This window comes from Gluconobacter sp., assembly GCF_047722525.1.
Taxonomy (GTDB): domain Bacteria; phylum Pseudomonadota; class Alphaproteobacteria; order Acetobacterales; family Acetobacteraceae; genus Gluconobacter.
On the sequence record NZ_JBDNYY010000002.1, the window covers coordinates 65,460 to 80,087 of the forward strand.

Annotated in this window: 13 protein-coding genes; 5 read left to right on the forward strand and 8 right to left on the reverse strand. The window is 63.0% G+C overall.

Annotated features, from left to right (window positions below):
- Positions 1 to 27 precede the first annotated feature (27 nt).
- Together ABF859_RS02320 and ABF859_RS02325 are read left to right on the forward strand one after the other, a co-directional pair.
- Entirely contained in the window at positions 28 to 813 is a 786-nt protein-coding gene (locus tag ABF859_RS02320; protein ID WP_415525779.1) for a triose-phosphate isomerase, read from the forward strand.
- Positions 810 to 1,637, forward strand: coding sequence for a DeoR/GlpR family DNA-binding transcription regulator (locus ABF859_RS02325; protein WP_415525781.1), 828 nt, complete (start codon positions 810 to 812; stop codon positions 1,635 to 1,637). The genes ABF859_RS02320 and ABF859_RS02325 overlap by 4 nt, the downstream gene beginning before the upstream one ends.
- Here the strand turns inward: ABF859_RS02325 and ABF859_RS02330 are convergent.
- Both ABF859_RS02330 and ABF859_RS02335 read right to left on the reverse strand, forming a co-directional pair.
- Positions 1,624 to 2,673: an alpha-E domain-containing protein gene (locus ABF859_RS02330; protein WP_415525783.1), complete on the reverse strand. Its 1,050-nt coding sequence runs from the start codon at positions 2,671 to 2,673 to the stop codon at positions 1,624 to 1,626. The two genes, ABF859_RS02325 and ABF859_RS02330, sit on opposite strands and share 14 nt — an antisense overlap.
- Positions 2,655 to 4,085 (reverse strand): circularly permuted type 2 ATP-grasp protein, encoded by a 1,431-nt coding sequence (locus ABF859_RS02335; protein WP_415526171.1) that lies wholly within the window; start codon positions 4,083 to 4,085, stop codon positions 2,655 to 2,657. The genes ABF859_RS02330 and ABF859_RS02335 overlap by 19 nt, the downstream gene beginning before the upstream one ends.
- Before the next feature lie 377 nt (positions 4,086 to 4,462).
- Here ABF859_RS02335 and ABF859_RS02340 point away from each other — a divergent pair, with 377 nt between their 5' ends.
- Both ABF859_RS02340 and ABF859_RS02345 read left to right on the forward strand, forming a co-directional pair.
- On the forward strand, positions 4,463 to 5,341 hold the full coding sequence (locus ABF859_RS02340; RefSeq protein WP_415525785.1) for a transglutaminase family protein: 879 nt from the start codon (positions 4,463 to 4,465) through the stop codon (positions 5,339 to 5,341).
- Positions 5,328 to 6,404, forward strand: coding sequence for a putative zinc-binding metallopeptidase (locus tag ABF859_RS02345; RefSeq protein ID WP_415525787.1), 1,077 nt, complete (start codon positions 5,328 to 5,330; stop codon positions 6,402 to 6,404). The genes ABF859_RS02340 and ABF859_RS02345 overlap by 14 nt, the downstream gene beginning before the upstream one ends.
- Positions 6,405 to 6,482: 78 nt before the next feature.
- Here ABF859_RS02345 and pgm read toward each other — a convergent pair whose 3' ends face one another.
- Positions 6,483 to 8,129 (reverse strand): phosphoglucomutase (alpha-D-glucose-1,6-bisphosphate-dependent), encoded by a 1,647-nt coding sequence (gene pgm / locus ABF859_RS02350; protein WP_415525789.1) that lies wholly within the window; start codon positions 8,127 to 8,129, stop codon positions 6,483 to 6,485.
- Positions 8,130 to 8,528: 399 nt separating this feature from the next.
- Here pgm and ABF859_RS02355 point away from each other — a divergent pair, with 399 nt between their 5' ends.
- On the forward strand, positions 8,529 to 9,758 hold the full coding sequence (locus tag ABF859_RS02355) for an acyl-CoA dehydrogenase family protein (RefSeq protein ID WP_415525791.1): 1,230 nt from the start codon (positions 8,529 to 8,531) through the stop codon (positions 9,756 to 9,758).
- A 42-nt stretch (positions 9,759 to 9,800) separates the two neighbouring features.
- Here ABF859_RS02355 and hpxZ read toward each other — a convergent pair whose 3' ends face one another.
- The 5 genes from hpxZ to gluP all read right to left on the reverse strand — a co-directional run bounded on the left by hpxZ (position 9,801) and on the right by gluP (position 14,618).
- Entirely contained in the window at positions 9,801 to 10,208 is a 408-nt protein-coding gene (hpxZ, locus tag ABF859_RS02360; protein ID WP_415525793.1) for an oxalurate catabolism protein HpxZ, read from the reverse strand.
- A gap of 102 nt (positions 10,209 to 10,310) precedes the next feature.
- On the reverse strand, positions 10,311 to 11,171 hold the full coding sequence (locus ABF859_RS02365) for a methylenetetrahydrofolate reductase (RefSeq protein WP_415525795.1): 861 nt from the start codon (positions 11,169 to 11,171) through the stop codon (positions 10,311 to 10,313).
- A gap of 246 nt (positions 11,172 to 11,417) precedes the next feature.
- Positions 11,418 to 12,215: a glucosamine-6-phosphate deaminase gene (gene nagB / locus ABF859_RS02370; RefSeq protein WP_415525797.1), complete on the reverse strand. Its 798-nt coding sequence runs from the start codon at positions 12,213 to 12,215 to the stop codon at positions 11,418 to 11,420.
- Between the two features lies 1 nt (position 12,216).
- Entirely contained in the window at positions 12,217 to 13,326 is a 1,110-nt protein-coding gene (nagA, locus tag ABF859_RS02375; protein WP_415525799.1) for an N-acetylglucosamine-6-phosphate deacetylase, read from the reverse strand.
- Positions 13,323 to 14,618: a glucose/galactose MFS transporter gene (gluP, locus tag ABF859_RS02380; RefSeq protein WP_415525801.1), complete on the reverse strand. Its 1,296-nt coding sequence runs from the start codon at positions 14,616 to 14,618 to the stop codon at positions 13,323 to 13,325. The genes nagA and gluP overlap by 4 nt, the downstream gene beginning before the upstream one ends.
- Positions 14,619 to 14,628 lie beyond the last annotated feature (10 nt).

The window sequence follows — 14,628 nt, forward strand, 5'->3', positions numbered from 1 at the left end:
GCCGGAAAGCCTATCGGGAGGTCGTTTGTGGATCAGAAGAACGTCTGGATCGGGACGAACTGGAAAATGAACAAGGGGCCGGCTGAAGCCATTGCGGCAGCCCGGGCGCTTGCCACCTTCCGGCCGCCCGAAGGCATCCGGTGTTTCCTGACCCCGCCCGCGACGTCTCTGCGGGATGTGTGCTCGGTGCTTGAGGGCAGCCCCATGATGGTGGGTGCCCAGAACATGTTCTGGGAGGACAGCGGGGCCTGGACCGGGGAGATCTCCGGGCCGATGGTCGTCGAATGCGGGGCATCCACCGTGCTGCTCGGACATTCGGAACGCCGGCAGCATTTCGGCGAGACGGACTGGACGGTGAACCTGAAGGTCCATGCGGCGCTGCGGCATGGTCTGCGGCCGCTGATCTGCATTGGCGATACGCTGGACGAATTTGAGGCCGGGGTCTCGCAGGAGACGCTGGCGCGTCAGACGAAAATTGCGCTGCACGGGGTTTCGCCGGAGGATCTCGAGCGGGTAGTCGTGATCTATGAACCGGTCTGGGCCATCGGATCGGCGGGGCGTCCGGCCGAGGCGCCATTCGTGTCCGGAATCCATACGGAGCTGCGATCTGTGGTGCGGGAGATTGCGGGCGAAAGCGGGGTGCGGATCCCACTGCTTTACGGCGGCAGTGTTTCCCAGGCCAATATCTGTGATTACGTCGTGCTGCCTGATGTGGACGGCGTGCTGGCCGGGCGGGGCGGGTGGGATCCCGCCGATTTCATGAAGCTGGTTGCCTGTGTGAGCGAACTGGTCTCTGCGAAGGTCGATGCATGATGAATGCCCTGCTCATGGAAGGGCAGGCCCTGTCTGCCCGGCGGCGTGGTATCCTTGATTATGTCATGGAGCAGGGCGCGGTTCCGGTGGGGGAACTGCTGAAGCGCTTTTCGCTCAGCCGTGCCTCGATCAACCGGGATCTGCTGGCCCTGTCTGCGCAGGGAATGGTCCGGCGGATCGGGGCAAACATCACGGCGCTTCCGAGCGCCAGCGAACCGGGAAGCGTGATGTACCGGGCGCGACAGGCTGTTGCGCAAAAACAGGCGATCGCGACGCTGGCGGCCTCCATGATCAGCCCGGGCGATACGGTGGCCCTCGATGATTCCACGACGGCGCGTTTCATGGCCACCAGCCTGTCCGGGATCGCGCCGCTGACGGTCGTGACCAACAGTCTGGGGCTGGGGATGCGTCTTGGACCCTGCGAGACGGTCGGCCTGATCGGTCTGGGCGGCCATTACAGCCCGACTTTCGATGCCTTTGTGGGAATGGTCTGCGAGCAGAGCGTGGTCTCCATGCGGATCGACATGGCCTTTGTGTCGGCCGCGGCCATACACGGACTGACGGTTTATCATCAGGACGAAGAGATCATTCGGGCCAAGCGGGCGCTGATGGCGATGGCAGATTGCCGGGTGCTTCTGGCGGACAGCCGGAAGTTCGGCATCTCGGCCATGAGCCGCATGGGGATGCTGGCCGAGTTTGATGTGGTGATTACCGATGAGGGCCTCGATCCCGACTGCGCCCGGATGCTGCGGGACGCCGGTGTGATGCTGAAGATCGCTCCGGTATCGTACCCCGTTCCGCAGGCCGGCCTTACTGTGGGATGACCGCCTCGTGCCGGACCGTAAGCGGCGTTGCGGGCCAGAAAGTCATCGAGACTTCCGCCTGCAAGGCCGCAAGTTCGTCCTGGATGTAGGTCATGTATTCATGCAGTCCGCGGGAGATGATCTCCTCGGCGGTCTGATCTTCCAGCGTGGCGCGCAGGTTGATGATACGCTCCTGAAGCGGGCCGCACTGATGCCGCAGGTTGTAGTGGGTGGACAGGGCATTGAGCGTGCTGTCCACCTGCCTCAGGTTGAGCATCAGGGAGCGGGGGAAGCCTTCGTTCTTGAGAAGGAAGCCCACGACATTGGCGGGTGTGGTCGTGACGGGCTGGAGGCGGCGGAAGGCGTGATAGGCGGCGGCCGAGCGCAGGACGGAGCCCCATTGCGTGATGTCCATCTGCGAGCCGAAAGTTTCTCCGCTGGGGAGGAGCGTATGGTAGCGGATGTCGATCAGGCGCGTGATCTGGTCGGAACGCTCCAGGTATTTTCCGAGCAGGTAGAACAGCCAGGCCTGGTCGCGGTAGAGCGTGCCCTCGGTGATGCCGAAATGGGTCTGGCAGTCCTGTTTGAGGCGGTTGCACAGGCCGGACAGGCCGTTGCGGCGGATGTCGGGGGTGGAAAGCTCCATCATGCTTCGGGTGAAGACATTGAGCTGCATCCACATCTCGGTGGAAATCAGGGGCCGGGCCGAGCGGGCGTTTTCGCGGACCATGTGGGCCATGGCGCGGATGGAGGTCGGGTTCGTGCTTTCGGTGATGTAGAAAGCGAGGATGTTTTCTTCCGTCGCGGGCAGGGGATAGCTTGCGGCGTAACGGTCCTCGTCGGAATTGATCTGGAGGATGGAGTCCCAGCCCGGACTGCCATCAGGGTTGCGGACGAAGGCTTCCGTCACTTCCAGAAGACGGGCGAGGTTCTCGATCCGCTCCATGTAGCGGGCGAGCCACATCATGCTTTCGCCATAGCGGGACAGCAGCGTGTTGAGATTGGCGAGCATGGCGGGGAAACGTGCGCTGGTCTGTGTCATCGGGCCATCACCCATGTATCTTTCGAGCCGCCGCCCTGTGAGGAATTGACGACCAGCGAACCCTTCCGCAGGGCCACGCGGGAGAGGCCACCGGGCAGGACCCATGTATTCTTTCCGGTCAGGGCGAAAGGCCGGAGGTCCACATGGCGGGCTTCCACGCCGCTGGGGCACAGCGTGGGGGAGACGGAGAGGTCGATGACGGGCTGGCTGATGTAGTTGGACGGGTCTTCGAGCAGTTTGGCGCGGAACTCGTCCAGTTCGGTCTGTGTCGCCTGTGAGCCGATCAGCAGGCCATAGCCGCCGGACTCGCCGACGGGTTTGATGACCAGCTTGTCCATATTGGCGAGCGTGTAGGCCAGACCTTCTTCTTCGGCGCAGATGTTGGTCTGGACGCTGTCGAGAATGGGGTCTTCGCCCAGATAATAGCGGATGAGGCGGGGCATGTAGGCATAGACCGCCTTGTCATCCGCCACGCCGGTTCCAAGCGCGTTGGCCAGCGTGACATTGCCGCGGCGATAGGCTTCCACAAGACCGGGGACGCCCAGCATGCTGTCCGGGTTGAAGGCCAGCGGGTCCAGATACTCGTCGTTCAGACGGCGATAGATCGAATGGACGGGGCGCAGGCCTGCGACGGTGCGCATGTAGACGCGATGGTTCTCGACGATCAGGTCCTTGCCCTCGACGAGGGGGACGCCCATTTCGCGTGCCAGAAACACGTGTTCGAAATAGGCGGAATTGTAGATGCCCGGCGAGAACAGCACGACCTGCGGATCGGTGACGCCCTCGGGCGCGACCTCGCAGAGTGTCTGGTGCAGTTTGAGGCCGTATTCCTCAACCGAGCGCAGGGGCATGCCCGACGCCAGATCCGGCATCAGACGCAGCATCATGTGCCGGTTTTCAATGACGTAGGAGACGCCGGATGGCGTGCGGGCATTGTCTTCGAGCACCATGAAACGGCCGCTGCGGTCGCGGATCAGGTCGGTGCCGTTGATGTGGACATAGACATCACCGGGCACGCGGACGCCGACCATGGCTTCACAGTAATTCGGATTGTTGAGCACCAGATCGGCGGGGATGATGCCGTCCCGCAGGACGTGTCGCTCATGGTAGATGTCGCGGAGGAACAGGTTGAGTGCTTTGACGCGCTGCTGCACGCCACGGTCGATATGGTCCCATTCCGCAGCCGTAAGAACACGGGGGATCATGTCGAAAGGCAGGATGCGGTCGATCGCTTCGCGGTCGGAATAGACGGTGAAGGTGATGCCCAGACGGTAGAGCTGCGCTTCGGCCGTGCTGGTGCGGTGGCGCAGTTCGTCAAGGTCGAAGCCTGCCAGGCGGTCGCGGACGGTCTGGAGCGAGGGCGGCATCTCGTCCGTCCGTCGCATGAGTTCGCAGAAGAAATCCGGCGTGTCATAGGCCGCGAACATGCCCGCTTTCGCAGCCGGAGCCTGTGCTGCGCTGGCCGGGGTGGGGAGAGGAGACTGCAAAACCGGCCTGTTCATTTTCTGCCTCACCACCCTGGTCTCTTGCCGGCGGTGCCTGCTGACGGGATATCCGATCAGCCGCGCCGGTTCATTACGATATTTTATTAACGGAGCAAGATTCCGGCGCTTTGCCAAGCGTGAAATTTGCCGTTTGGACGGATCGGGAAAAGACAGGCGGAAATTGTTGCGGTTCCCGGGAAGACTGGTAGGGTAACGTTTCGACTGATGTCAGACCCCATGGTTGGCGGAACGGGATGGCCCGAAAATCGCGTGTCTGAGAACGAGTATCTGAAACCGATTTTCCACAGGGCCTCCTGCGTATGAACTCCCGTGTCGTCCTGAGCCACCAGACCCGATACCAGTATGACCGGCCGGTGTTTCTGGGACGTCAGACCGTGCGTCTGTGTCCCAGGCCGCGGGTGCGGTCCGCTGTCCGGGGATATGCGCTGGAGGTGTCGCCGGAAGGCGCGGACGTGCTCTGGCGGCAGGATGCGTATGGCAACCGGGTGGCGGAAATCCGGGTTCCGGAGCGTGTCACGCAGTTCGATGTGTCGGTCAGCATGGAGGTGGATCTGCGCGCGCGGCAGGACGGTATCCTGGCTCCGGAAGCGCCGGTCTGTGCGGCGTATCGGGATGTCGATGCGGCAGGGGCGCAGGTGTCGCGGTTTGTGGAGACCTGGCGTCCGGCGGGAGCGGTCGGAACCTCGGAGGCAGTGGCGGAACTCAACCGGGCCGTGGCGGAGCGCCTGACCTATCAGCGCAGGCTGGAACCGGGGGTCTGGGCGCCGGAAGAGACGCTGGAACGCAAGAGCGGATCGTGCCGGGACAGCGCGTGGCTGCTGGTGACGGTGCTGCGGCATCTGGGGTTTTCGGCGCGGTTCGTGTCCGGATATCTGATCCAGCCGGACAAGGCCGGGGAACTGGAGTGTGACCTTCATGCCTGGGCCGAGGCCTGGATTCCGGGGGATGGGTGGGTCGGTTTTGATACGACATCGGGGCTGGTGGTGGCGCAGCATCATATTCCACTGGCGGTCTCGGGGCGTCCTGAGGAGGCGGCTCCCATTTCGGGAATGCTGGACCGGTGCCGGGCGACGTTTGACGTGACGATGCGCGCGGATCGCCTTTTGCCCGGCGGCGAGGCTCCGGAACTGGCCATGATCGGGAAACCCGGTGTAATGCGATCCCATGAAGCTCTTTGAGTGCCAGTCCTGCGGGCAGATCCTCTTTTTTGAAAACACGGTTTGCGAACATTGCCGGCACCCGATCGGGTATCTGCCGGACCGTTCGCTGCTGACGGCGCTGGACCCGGCAGGAGAGCGGTTCTGGCATCCTCTGGAGCCGTCGGCGCAGCAGGAGCGGGTGCTTTACTGTTCCAACCATGATTATGACGTCTGCAACTGGCTGACGGACCCTGATCCGCACGGAGGCCGGGTGTTCTGTTTCGCGTGCCGGTTCAACCGGACGATCCCGAACCTTGAGATTCCGGAAAATCTGGAGCGATGGCGCAAGATCGAAGTGGCCAAGCACCGGCTCTTCTACACGCTGCTGCGGCTGAAGCTGCCGATCCGGGACCGGCGGGAAGATCCGGAAAACGGACTGGTTTTTGATTTCCTTGATGATGCGCCGGATGGGTCTTCGTCCGTGATGACGGGACATTCCAACGGGGTCATCACGCTCGCCATGCGCGAGGCGGATGATGCCTCCCGCGAGCGCATGCGGGTCGAGATGGGGGAATATTACCGCACGCTTCTGGGGCATTTCCGGCACGAGATCGGGCATTATTACTGGAACATGCTGGTGCGGGACGGCGGCAGGCTGGACGAGTGCCGGGCGGTGTTCGGGGACGACCGGGCGGATTACCAGCAGGCGCTTCAGGTCTATTATGAGAGCCCCCCACCGAAGGACTGGCAGGACGGTCATGTGAGTGTCTATGCCACGTCCCATCCGTGGGAGGATTTCGCGGAAACCTGGGCGCATTACCTGCATATCGTCTCCACGCTGGAGACGGCCTGTGCCTTCGGGGTGAGTGTGGACCCGCGGGTGCGGGGGATCGGTCATGCGTCAGGCCGGACGCTGGGGGATCCCTATACGGAGGCGTCTTTCGAGGACATCATGCAGGCCTGGCTGCCGCTGACCTATGCGGTGAACAGTCTGAACCGCTCCATGGGGCTGGCCGATTTCTATCCGTTCGTGCTGACGGAGGGGATCATGCACAAGCTGGCGTTCATTCACCGCCTGATCCGAGGATGCCAGAAAGGCTGACGGCGGGAAGCAGCCACTAGGCTGCGGACGTGAATGTGTGTCCCGGGACATGGGGCATGTCCCGGGGATGGGCATGGGTCAGGAGGCGAAGACTTTCGAGATCGCGTCCTGCGCTTCCTGCTGGATGGCGCGGAGATGTTCCTCGCTGACGAAGCTTTCGGCGTAGATCTTGTAGACATCTTCCGTGCCGGACGGGCGGGCGGCGAACCAGCCGTTTTCGGTCACGACCTTCAGGCCGCCGATCGGGGCGTCATTGCCGGGCGCGCGGGTCAGCTTGCTGATGATTTTATCGCCTGCCAGAGTCTCCAGCGGGAACTGCTCAGGGGTGAGCTTGCTGAGCTTGGCCTTCTGTTCCGGATTGGCGGCGGCATCGATACGCTCGTAATAGGGCGTACCGAGACGGGCGATGATCTCGTGATAATGGGCACTGGGGTTCTTGCCGGTCTTGGCCGTGATTTCAGCCGCCAGAAGGCCCAGAATGAGGCCATCCTTGTCGGTGGTCCAGACGGTGCCGTCACGACGCAGGAAGGTGGCGCCCGCGCTTTCCTCGCCGCCAAAGCCCAGCGAGCCATCCATCAGCCCCGGCACGAACCATTTCAGGCCGACCGGGACTTCGACGAGCTTGCGGCCCATGTCCTTCGCCACGCGATCAATCAACCCGCTGCTGACGAGGGTCTTGCCGACGCCGAGTTCCGGGCTCCAGTCCGGGCGGTTCCGGAACAGGTAGGAAATCGCCACCGCAAGATAATGGTTCGGGTTCATCAGCCCGTCGGGCATGGCGACGATGCCGTGGCGGTCGGCGTCAGTGTCGTTGGCGAAGGCGACATCGAAGCGGTCGCCCATCTCGATCAGGCGCGCCATGGCGTAGGGGGAGGAGCAGTCCATGCGGATCTGTCCGTCCCAGTCGGCGGTCATGAACGAGAAGGTCGGGTCCACCACGTCGCTCACGATGGTGGCATTGAGGCCGTAGCGGTCAATGATGGGCTTCCAGTAGGCGACGGCGGCCCCGCCCAGCGGGTCGATGCCGATCTTCACGCCGGCGTCGCGGATCGCCTTCATGTCGATGACGGAGTCCAGATCGTTCACATAGGGCGTGATGAAGTCGTAGCCCCTGATGCAGGCTTCACCCTTCGCCTGCTCGTAGGGCAGGCGTTTGACGTCCTTCATGTCGTTGGCAAGGAAGTCGTTGGCCATGTCCTGAATGGCCTTGGTAATGGCGGTGTCTGCGGGGCCACCATTGGTCGGGTTGTATTTGAAACCACCATCGGACGGCGGATTATGAGAGGGCGTGATGACCACACCATCGGCGAGGCCCGTGGTGCGGCCCTTGTTGTAGGTCAGGATGGCATGGGAAATGACGGGGGTCGGGGTGTAGCCGCCGTTTTCGTCAATCCGGGCGTCAATGCCGTGGGCGGCAAAGACCTCGATGGCGGATTTCTGCGCCGGGCCGGACAGGGCGTGGCTGTCCATGCCGATGAAGAGCGGACCGTCGATGCTCTCGGCCTTGCGGTGACGGCAGATGGCCTCACAGATGGCAAGGATGTGGTTTTCATTGAAGCTGGTGTGGAACGAGGAGCCCCGGTGGCCGGAGGTGCCGAAAGAAACCCGCTGTGTGGGGATGGAGGGGTCGGGCTTGCGGTCATAATAGGCCGCGATCAGGGCGGGAATATCGGTCAGCTGGTCCGGAGAAAGTGTTTTGCCGGCCAGGGGGCTGAGATGAGCCATTGCTTCACATATCCTTGCATTTGCCATCGGGCATTGCCGTCAGTTGACGGTCATAACGCATGAACGCCCTGCCTGGGCGCGTCGTTCGGGCAGGAAAACTTGTATCCGGCCTGATGTCCAGAGTGGCACGTCAGTTCTGTGCGGATTGTGAGAGGCGCGCTCAGGGTGGGGCTTTGGTGACTTTTCGGCTCTGGGCCGTCCACGGAACGCGGGTGTACTGGCGGGTTCGGACAGGAGATGCGTGGTCAATGCCGTTATGAAGAAAAACAGGTCTTCAGGGCTGTGAAGCCGCTTTCCTTGGGAAAGCGGGGCGCAGGCTGTACGGTCACGGGCCGTGTGGAGGTGATGCCTGTTGGGCACACCCGTGGACAGGAACCGGGCAGAAGGCGGACAGGACGGATGCATCACTCTTTCGGAAAGGTTTTCGGAGCCGTGCACAGCCTTGTTCCATGCTGTGCGGTGCCCGTCGGACTTGAAGAATTTTTCCGAACGCTGCGGGAGGTGATCCAGCGGGAGATTGTGCCCCGGGCAGCGGAGAATGACAGGATCGGGCGCTATCCACGGGAGTCCATTCTGGCGTTGAAGCGCTGTGGCCTGATGCGGGCGCCTCTGCCGGTATCGTTCGGGGGTTTCGGATTTTCGCAGGCCCTGTCGCAGGAAGTCTTTCTGGAGCTCGGGATGGCGGACCCGTCCGTGGCGCAGATTTACAAGGTGCATGACGATGCCGTCCGCGAACTGCTGTCCGTGGCATCGCCGGAGTTCTGTCAGCGGCTGGCTGAGCGGATCTGCGTGGAGAATGCCATTATTGGCATGGCAATTTCGGAGAACGGAAAGCGGGCGGTCGATTTTGGACACGTGGTGTCACGACCTGAGGGGGCGGGGCATCTCATCGACGGGCGCAAGATCTACGCGACCGGAGCGGTGGGTGCGGATCTGCTGCTTGTATCGTCCTATGATGTGGTCGCAGGCTCGGTTCGGCTGGATCTGCTGCCAGCAGGGACGGAGGGTGTGCGTTTTGTGGAGGACTGGGATCGGCTGGGACAGCGGGCGACGGATTCAGGGAGTGTGGTTCTGGATCAGGTGCTGACGCGGCCGGAATGGTCGGTGCTGACGGCGCAGTCCACGCCACAAACCCATGCGCCCCTTCGGTATCAGAACGGGTTTTCGATGATCCTGGTGGGGATCGGGCTGGCGGCTTTGCAGGCAGGCATCGGGTTTGCGCAGGAGCATAGCCGGCCCTGGGCGTCTGCGCGGGTGGACGCCGCGGCAGATGACCTGCTGGTGCGGCGGCTGTTCGGAGAGATCGGTGCAGAGCTGGCAGCGGCCTGTGCGAGTGTACGGACGGCGGCGGGACGGCTGGATGCGTTCGAACGCGGGGACTGTACGCGGACGGATGTGGCCATTCCGGTCTATGCAGCGCGCTCTTCAGCGTCACGGGCGGCGCTGCGGGCCAGTTCGGATCTCATGTCGGCGCTGGGCGCACGGGTGACAGATGCCGCGTATGGATTTGACCGGTACTGGCGGGATGCTCGGACACTGTCACTGCATGATCCGGTGGAGTGGAAGCACGAGGAGATCGGGCGCCATCTTCTGACGGGCTGGGACCCTGAGCCGGGCCTTTACCAGTAGGGTCAGGGTCGCAGGAGGCTTAAAAGGTGGCCGGACTGGCAGTCACGAGACATCCGCCATCAGCGAGACATGGGCCGCGAGGATTTTCCAGCCCTCCGGGGTGCGGATCCATGTCTGGCTTTGCCGACCGGTTTTCTGTCCTCCGCGTCGGCGGAACTCCAGATCGACCGTGGCCACGTTCTGACCGATGGTGGTGATGACCCTGCGCAGCACGTCTCGGGGCGGGGAGCCGCCCGTGCGGGCGCGGCGGAAGGCCTGGATCTCGGAAAATCCGTAAAGATTTTCACCCACGCCGTAGCGGATGGTTTCGGGACCGTCATAAAACAGGGCGTCCAGCTCTTCCAGGGCGTTGTCGCCGAGGGCTTTTTCATACCGGTCGGACATTGCCGTAATTTCGGCGAGTACGTGCGGATCGTTAAGGGATGGAAGAGGGGACGGTGTGGATGTCATGGGAAGGTTTCCAGGGAAAGCGCGGTAATCAGGAAGCGATGAGGCGATGTGCTGTCTGTCAACATACCTGCAGAGATCGTGCAGGACCCCGTAGGGGGAGGCTCAGTCTGAAAGTTTGCGTCGCCAGGCGAGCGTTTTTGGAACGGCTCCGAAGGGGAAGAAATGCAGTCCCCGAAAGAGTGTGTCGGGTGTCTCGGCGATGCGGCGGGCCACCGCGTCAACAAGGGACTGGGGATTGCAGGGGAAGAACCAGCGATGGAGCCGGGTGCGCCGGGTTTTCAGGAGGCGCAGCGACTGTCCCACGCCGCAGGCCAGGCCGTAGCGAAGGAGTGTCTGTGGGCTGGCGAGCCCGTAGAGCCCGAGATTGACGGGAAGCGTGATTCCGTCCTTTCGCAGCATTTCTTCCCAGTCAAGCATGGCGGCCGGGTCAAAGCCGAACTGGGTGACAAGCTCCATGTCGAGGCCCTGTTGGGTGGCCAGCATCTGCTTTTCATGGAGTGTGTCGCGCAGTGTCTGGGCCGAAGCCTGCGGATGACCTTCGGGATGGCCTGCGACATAGATTTTCCGAAGACCCTCGGAGGAGGCAATTCCAGTCCGGAGTACGTCGAGCGTGTTGGAAAACATGCCGTCCGATTCCGGCTGGCCTCCGGCGATGAGCAGAATGCTGTTGGCCTGTGCCCTGGAGACGAGCTGGCTGCAGATCGTCCTGAAATGCGCCGTGTCGCGAAGGGAGCGGGCTGCGATATGGGCGACCGGGACATAGCCACGCTGACGAAGCGAGACACAGGCATTGAGCGTGGCGTCGAATGGTGTTCCCGGCAGCCAGGTGACGAAGACGCGCGTGTTCGGCGCGAGGTTTTCAAAAGCGCCCGGTGTCCGGGTGATGTAGGCGGGCGTCATTTCTACGGAACTGGCCTGCATCAGGCTTTTCCGGATGGCGGTCCCCCGCAGATCTGTGCTCATGAATACGCCCTTTCTGCCAGGTCCCGAAATTATGAAGGAGCATGCCGCGGGTCTGGCGCCAAAGCTCGTATCCGGCGGGGTTATCCAGAGTGCGCGGCGCTGGACCGTGGCCGCCACGATGATGATATCGGCCCGGGCGAGAGTTTGCCATCCACGAACCTGTGGAAAATGTGGTTGCAGTTTTCTTCAGGTGCCTGAGTGTGGATCGTGCGAGCTTTCGGTCGCAGGGTCCGGAGGTCCGGGATTTCAGGGAAGCCGGGAGCCCTCCAGTCCCAGTTCTGCGGCCGCGGCCTCGTCCATGATGATGGTGCAGTCCCGGTGCAGGCGGATGGCCGAGGCGCTGATGTCAGGGGTCATGGGATCGAGCAGGGCCTTGCGGATGATGGCGGCCTTGCTGCTTCCGACAGCCAGAAGAAGCAGGCGTCTGGCGTCAAGGATGGTGCCAACGCCCATGGTCAGGGCTCGCTCGGGAACGGCGTCGGCATCATTGCCGAACATTTCCGCGTTCTGCTGGCGGGTGACAGGGTCCAGAATGACTGGGCGGGTTCGGGTATCGAAGGCGGACGGTGGCTCGTTGAAGCCGATATGGCCGGTTTCGCCGATGCCGAGAAGCTGGAGGTCGATGCCGCCCGAGGCGCGGATGAGGTCCTCATAGGCCGCACATTCGGCGTTCAGGTCGGGCGCCATGCCGTTGGGGACGTGACCGTGACCGGGACGCATGTTGACCTGATCGAACAGGTGCCGGTGCATGTAGGTGTGATAGGACTGCGGGGCGGCTGCGGGAATGCCGACATATTCGTCCAGATTGAACGACGTGGTGGATGAGAAATCCAGCGTGCCGTCCCTGTAGCGGGTAACGAGGCGGGCATAGAGGCTTTCCATCGTCCGGCCCGTGGCGAGGCCGAGGACCGGACGGGCATGGCTGCGGATCTCGTCCGCGACAATGGCGGCGGCCTTCTCCACTGCATGAGCCGGATCGGGGGCGATGATGATGTTCATGTCGGTTTCCCGGGGCTGGAGGGTGGAGCGGAAACGCGCCGTCATGTCAGACGGTCCGCTGGCCATTGACCCAGACTTCGGTGACCGCCAGGGAGTCATCAAGGACGGTGAAGTCCGCGAGACAGTCCGGAGTCAGGGTGCCGCGGTCATGGAGGCCCAGATACCTTGCGGCGTTGGTACTGACGAGTTTTGCGGCGTCCGGGAGGGATGTGCCGGCCTGTATGGCGTTTCGCAGGGCCTGATCGAGGGTGAGGATGCTGCCTGCCAGAGAGCCGCCGGGGAGGCGGACCGTGCCATTGCTGATGACGACATCCTGTCCACCAAGCTGGCTGGGGCCTTCCGGGCCGCCCGTACCGCGCATGGCGTCCGTTACGAAGAGCAGGCGGCTGTCCATCAGGCGTGAGGCCAGGCGGAAGCTGGCCGGATGGACGTGGTGCGTGTCGAAGATCATTTCGGCATAGGCGACATCACTGCACATGAGGGCCGTAACGGGGCCGGGTCTGCGACCTTCGATCGGGGACATCGCGTTGAAGAGATGGGTGGCGCCGATCGTGCCACCTGCCGCACAGACCACGCAGATGGCGCGCTGCGCGCCGTCGTAATCGGTTGTGGTGTGGCCGAGACTGACGCGGACGCCGGCTTCGGCGAACTGACGCATGGCGGTTTCCGCATGGTCCAGTTCAGGGGCGAGGGTCACGACGCGCACGCAGCCCGTACCGATGGCCTCACTAACCCGGTCGGGGCTGGGGGCGATGTTGAAGGGGGGCTGCGCGCCGAGCTTGTGGGGACTGACGAACGGTCCTTCCAGATGGGCGCCGTGAATGCGGGGGCCCTTGTCGATCCCGCCCTTGCGGACTTCGGCTACAGCATGGAGGGCGCTCATCACATCCGCCCACGGCGCCGTGATGGTGGTGGGAAGGATCGTGGTCGTGCCATGCGTCATGTGAAAGCGCGAGAGCGTCCGGATGGCGTCGGCGCCGTCCATCGTATCGGCGCCATCCCCGCCATGCACATGGCCGTCCACGAAACCGGGCAAAATGTAGCGGTTCGGGGGCGCTGCGACGGGATCAATGGCGCGGATCCGGGTATCAAAAGTGATGCGGCCCGGGAGGACGCGGTCGGGGAGGACGAGATTACCGTCGAGATGGAGTGTCATTGGGTCTGATCCAGAGGAAGAAGGCCGGTCTGCCCATAGCGACGGGCATAGAAAAGGATCGCCAGATAGGACGGGATGACCAGCAGCGCGAACATGGCCTGAAAACCGACGAAAGGCTTCAGGGCCACATAGACCTGCGGCATGATCGCCCCGCCGCTATAGGCCATGACGATCAGCGCCGAGGCGAGGGGCGTCCAGGGGCCGGCGCCGCGGATGGCGATGGGAAAGATCGTTGGCATCATCATGGCATTGGCTGCCCCGAGCAGGGCTACGCAGCCGACCGAGACATAACCGCCTGTCATGAAGGCCATGAGAGTGAGGCCGATGCCGCCGATGCAGGACAGTTCGAGGAAGCGTTCCTGCGTAATGATGCGCGGAACGATGAAGAACCCGAGCAGATAGCCGAACAGCATGGCGGCAAGGGTGAGCGAGGTGAAGAATTTCGTCTGGCTCAGGGGCAGGCCGAACTGCTGTCCATAGGTGCCGATGGCGTCTCCGGCCATGACTTCGACGCCCACGTAGAGGAACATGGCCAGGATGCCGAAGACCAGATGGGGACGGAAGATCCGGGTTCCGCTGCCCGGAAGGCCGGGAATGGGCGGAGCCTGAAGATTCGGCAGGGAGCAGAAAGCCACGCCGATGGCAGCGGCGAGCAGGATGACGGCCATGCCCATGTAGGGCGCATAGATGGCATGGACGAACGCGTTGAGAACGGCATCGCGGGTCGCGGCGTCGGGGGCAGACTGTACGCTCTGGGCGACGTGGTCGATGTCACCCATCACGACGGTTGCGAGGACGATGGGCGCGAGGATGCCGGCACATTTGTTGCAGACACCCATGATGGCGATCCGCTGTGCCGCACGGTCTGAAGGGCCGAGGAGGCTGACGAGCGGATTGATGACGACCTGCATCAGCGAAAGGCCGGCACCCAGGATCAGCAGTCCCGTCAGGGCGCCGCCATAGAGGCGCATGGACACGAACTGCCCGAAGACCGCCACGCCAAGTGCGCAGAGCAGAAGTGCGCCTGACAGGCCCTGACGCAGGCCGAGTTTGCGGGCCAGAAACGACGCCGGGATCGAGAAGATGAAATACGAGACGTAAAAAACGAGCGGCACCATGAAGGCGGCGACGTCTCCGAGCGAGAAGGCCACCCGCACGAATGAAATGAGCGGCCCGTTCAGCCAGGTCACGAAGCCCATCAGGAAAAAGATGGAGGCCGCAACGCCGAGCGGTCCCGGACCATAGGGGCCTGTCAGCGTGCCGAAGGAAGGGGAAGCCTTGGAAAGTGCCATGTCAGGAGGT

What these genes read in the sequence shown, in the direction of transcription:
- pgm (WP_415525789.1), bottom strand. Translation starts at nt 8,129, where the DNA reads ATGGCTCATCTCAGCCCCCTGGCCGGCAAAACACTTTCTCCGGACCAG.
- ABF859_RS02330 (WP_415525783.1), bottom strand. Translation starts at nt 2,673, where the DNA reads ATGGGTGATGGCCCGATGACACAGACCAGCGCACGTTTCCCCGCCATG.
- nagA (WP_415525799.1), bottom strand. Translation starts at nt 13,326, where the DNA reads ATGACACTCCATCTCGACGGTAATCTCGTCCTCCCCGACCGCGTCCTC.
- ABF859_RS02340 (WP_415525785.1), top strand. Translation starts at nt 4,463, where the DNA reads ATGAACTCCCGTGTCGTCCTGAGCCACCAGACCCGATACCAGTATGAC.
- ABF859_RS02325 (WP_415525781.1), top strand. Translation starts at nt 810, where the DNA reads ATGATGAATGCCCTGCTCATGGAAGGGCAGGCCCTGTCTGCCCGGCGG.
- ABF859_RS02335 (WP_415526171.1), bottom strand. Translation starts at nt 4,085, where the DNA reads ATGTTCGCGGCCTATGACACGCCGGATTTCTTCTGCGAACTCATGCGA.
- nagB (WP_415525797.1), bottom strand. Translation starts at nt 12,215, where the DNA reads ATGACGGCGCGTTTCCGCTCCACCCTCCAGCCCCGGGAAACCGACATG.
- ABF859_RS02355 (WP_415525791.1), top strand. Translation starts at nt 8,529, where the DNA reads ATGCATCACTCTTTCGGAAAGGTTTTCGGAGCCGTGCACAGCCTTGTT.
- ABF859_RS02345 (WP_415525787.1), top strand. Translation starts at nt 5,328, where the DNA reads ATGAAGCTCTTTGAGTGCCAGTCCTGCGGGCAGATCCTCTTTTTTGAA.
- gluP (WP_415525801.1), bottom strand. Translation starts at nt 14,618, where the DNA reads ATGGCACTTTCCAAGGCTTCCCCTTCCTTCGGCACGCTGACAGGCCCC.
- hpxZ (WP_415525793.1), bottom strand. Translation starts at nt 10,208, where the DNA reads ATGACATCCACACCGTCCCCTCTTCCATCCCTTAACGATCCGCACGTA.
- ABF859_RS02365 (WP_415525795.1), bottom strand. Translation starts at nt 11,171, where the DNA reads ATGAGCACAGATCTGCGGGGGACCGCCATCCGGAAAAGCCTGATGCAG.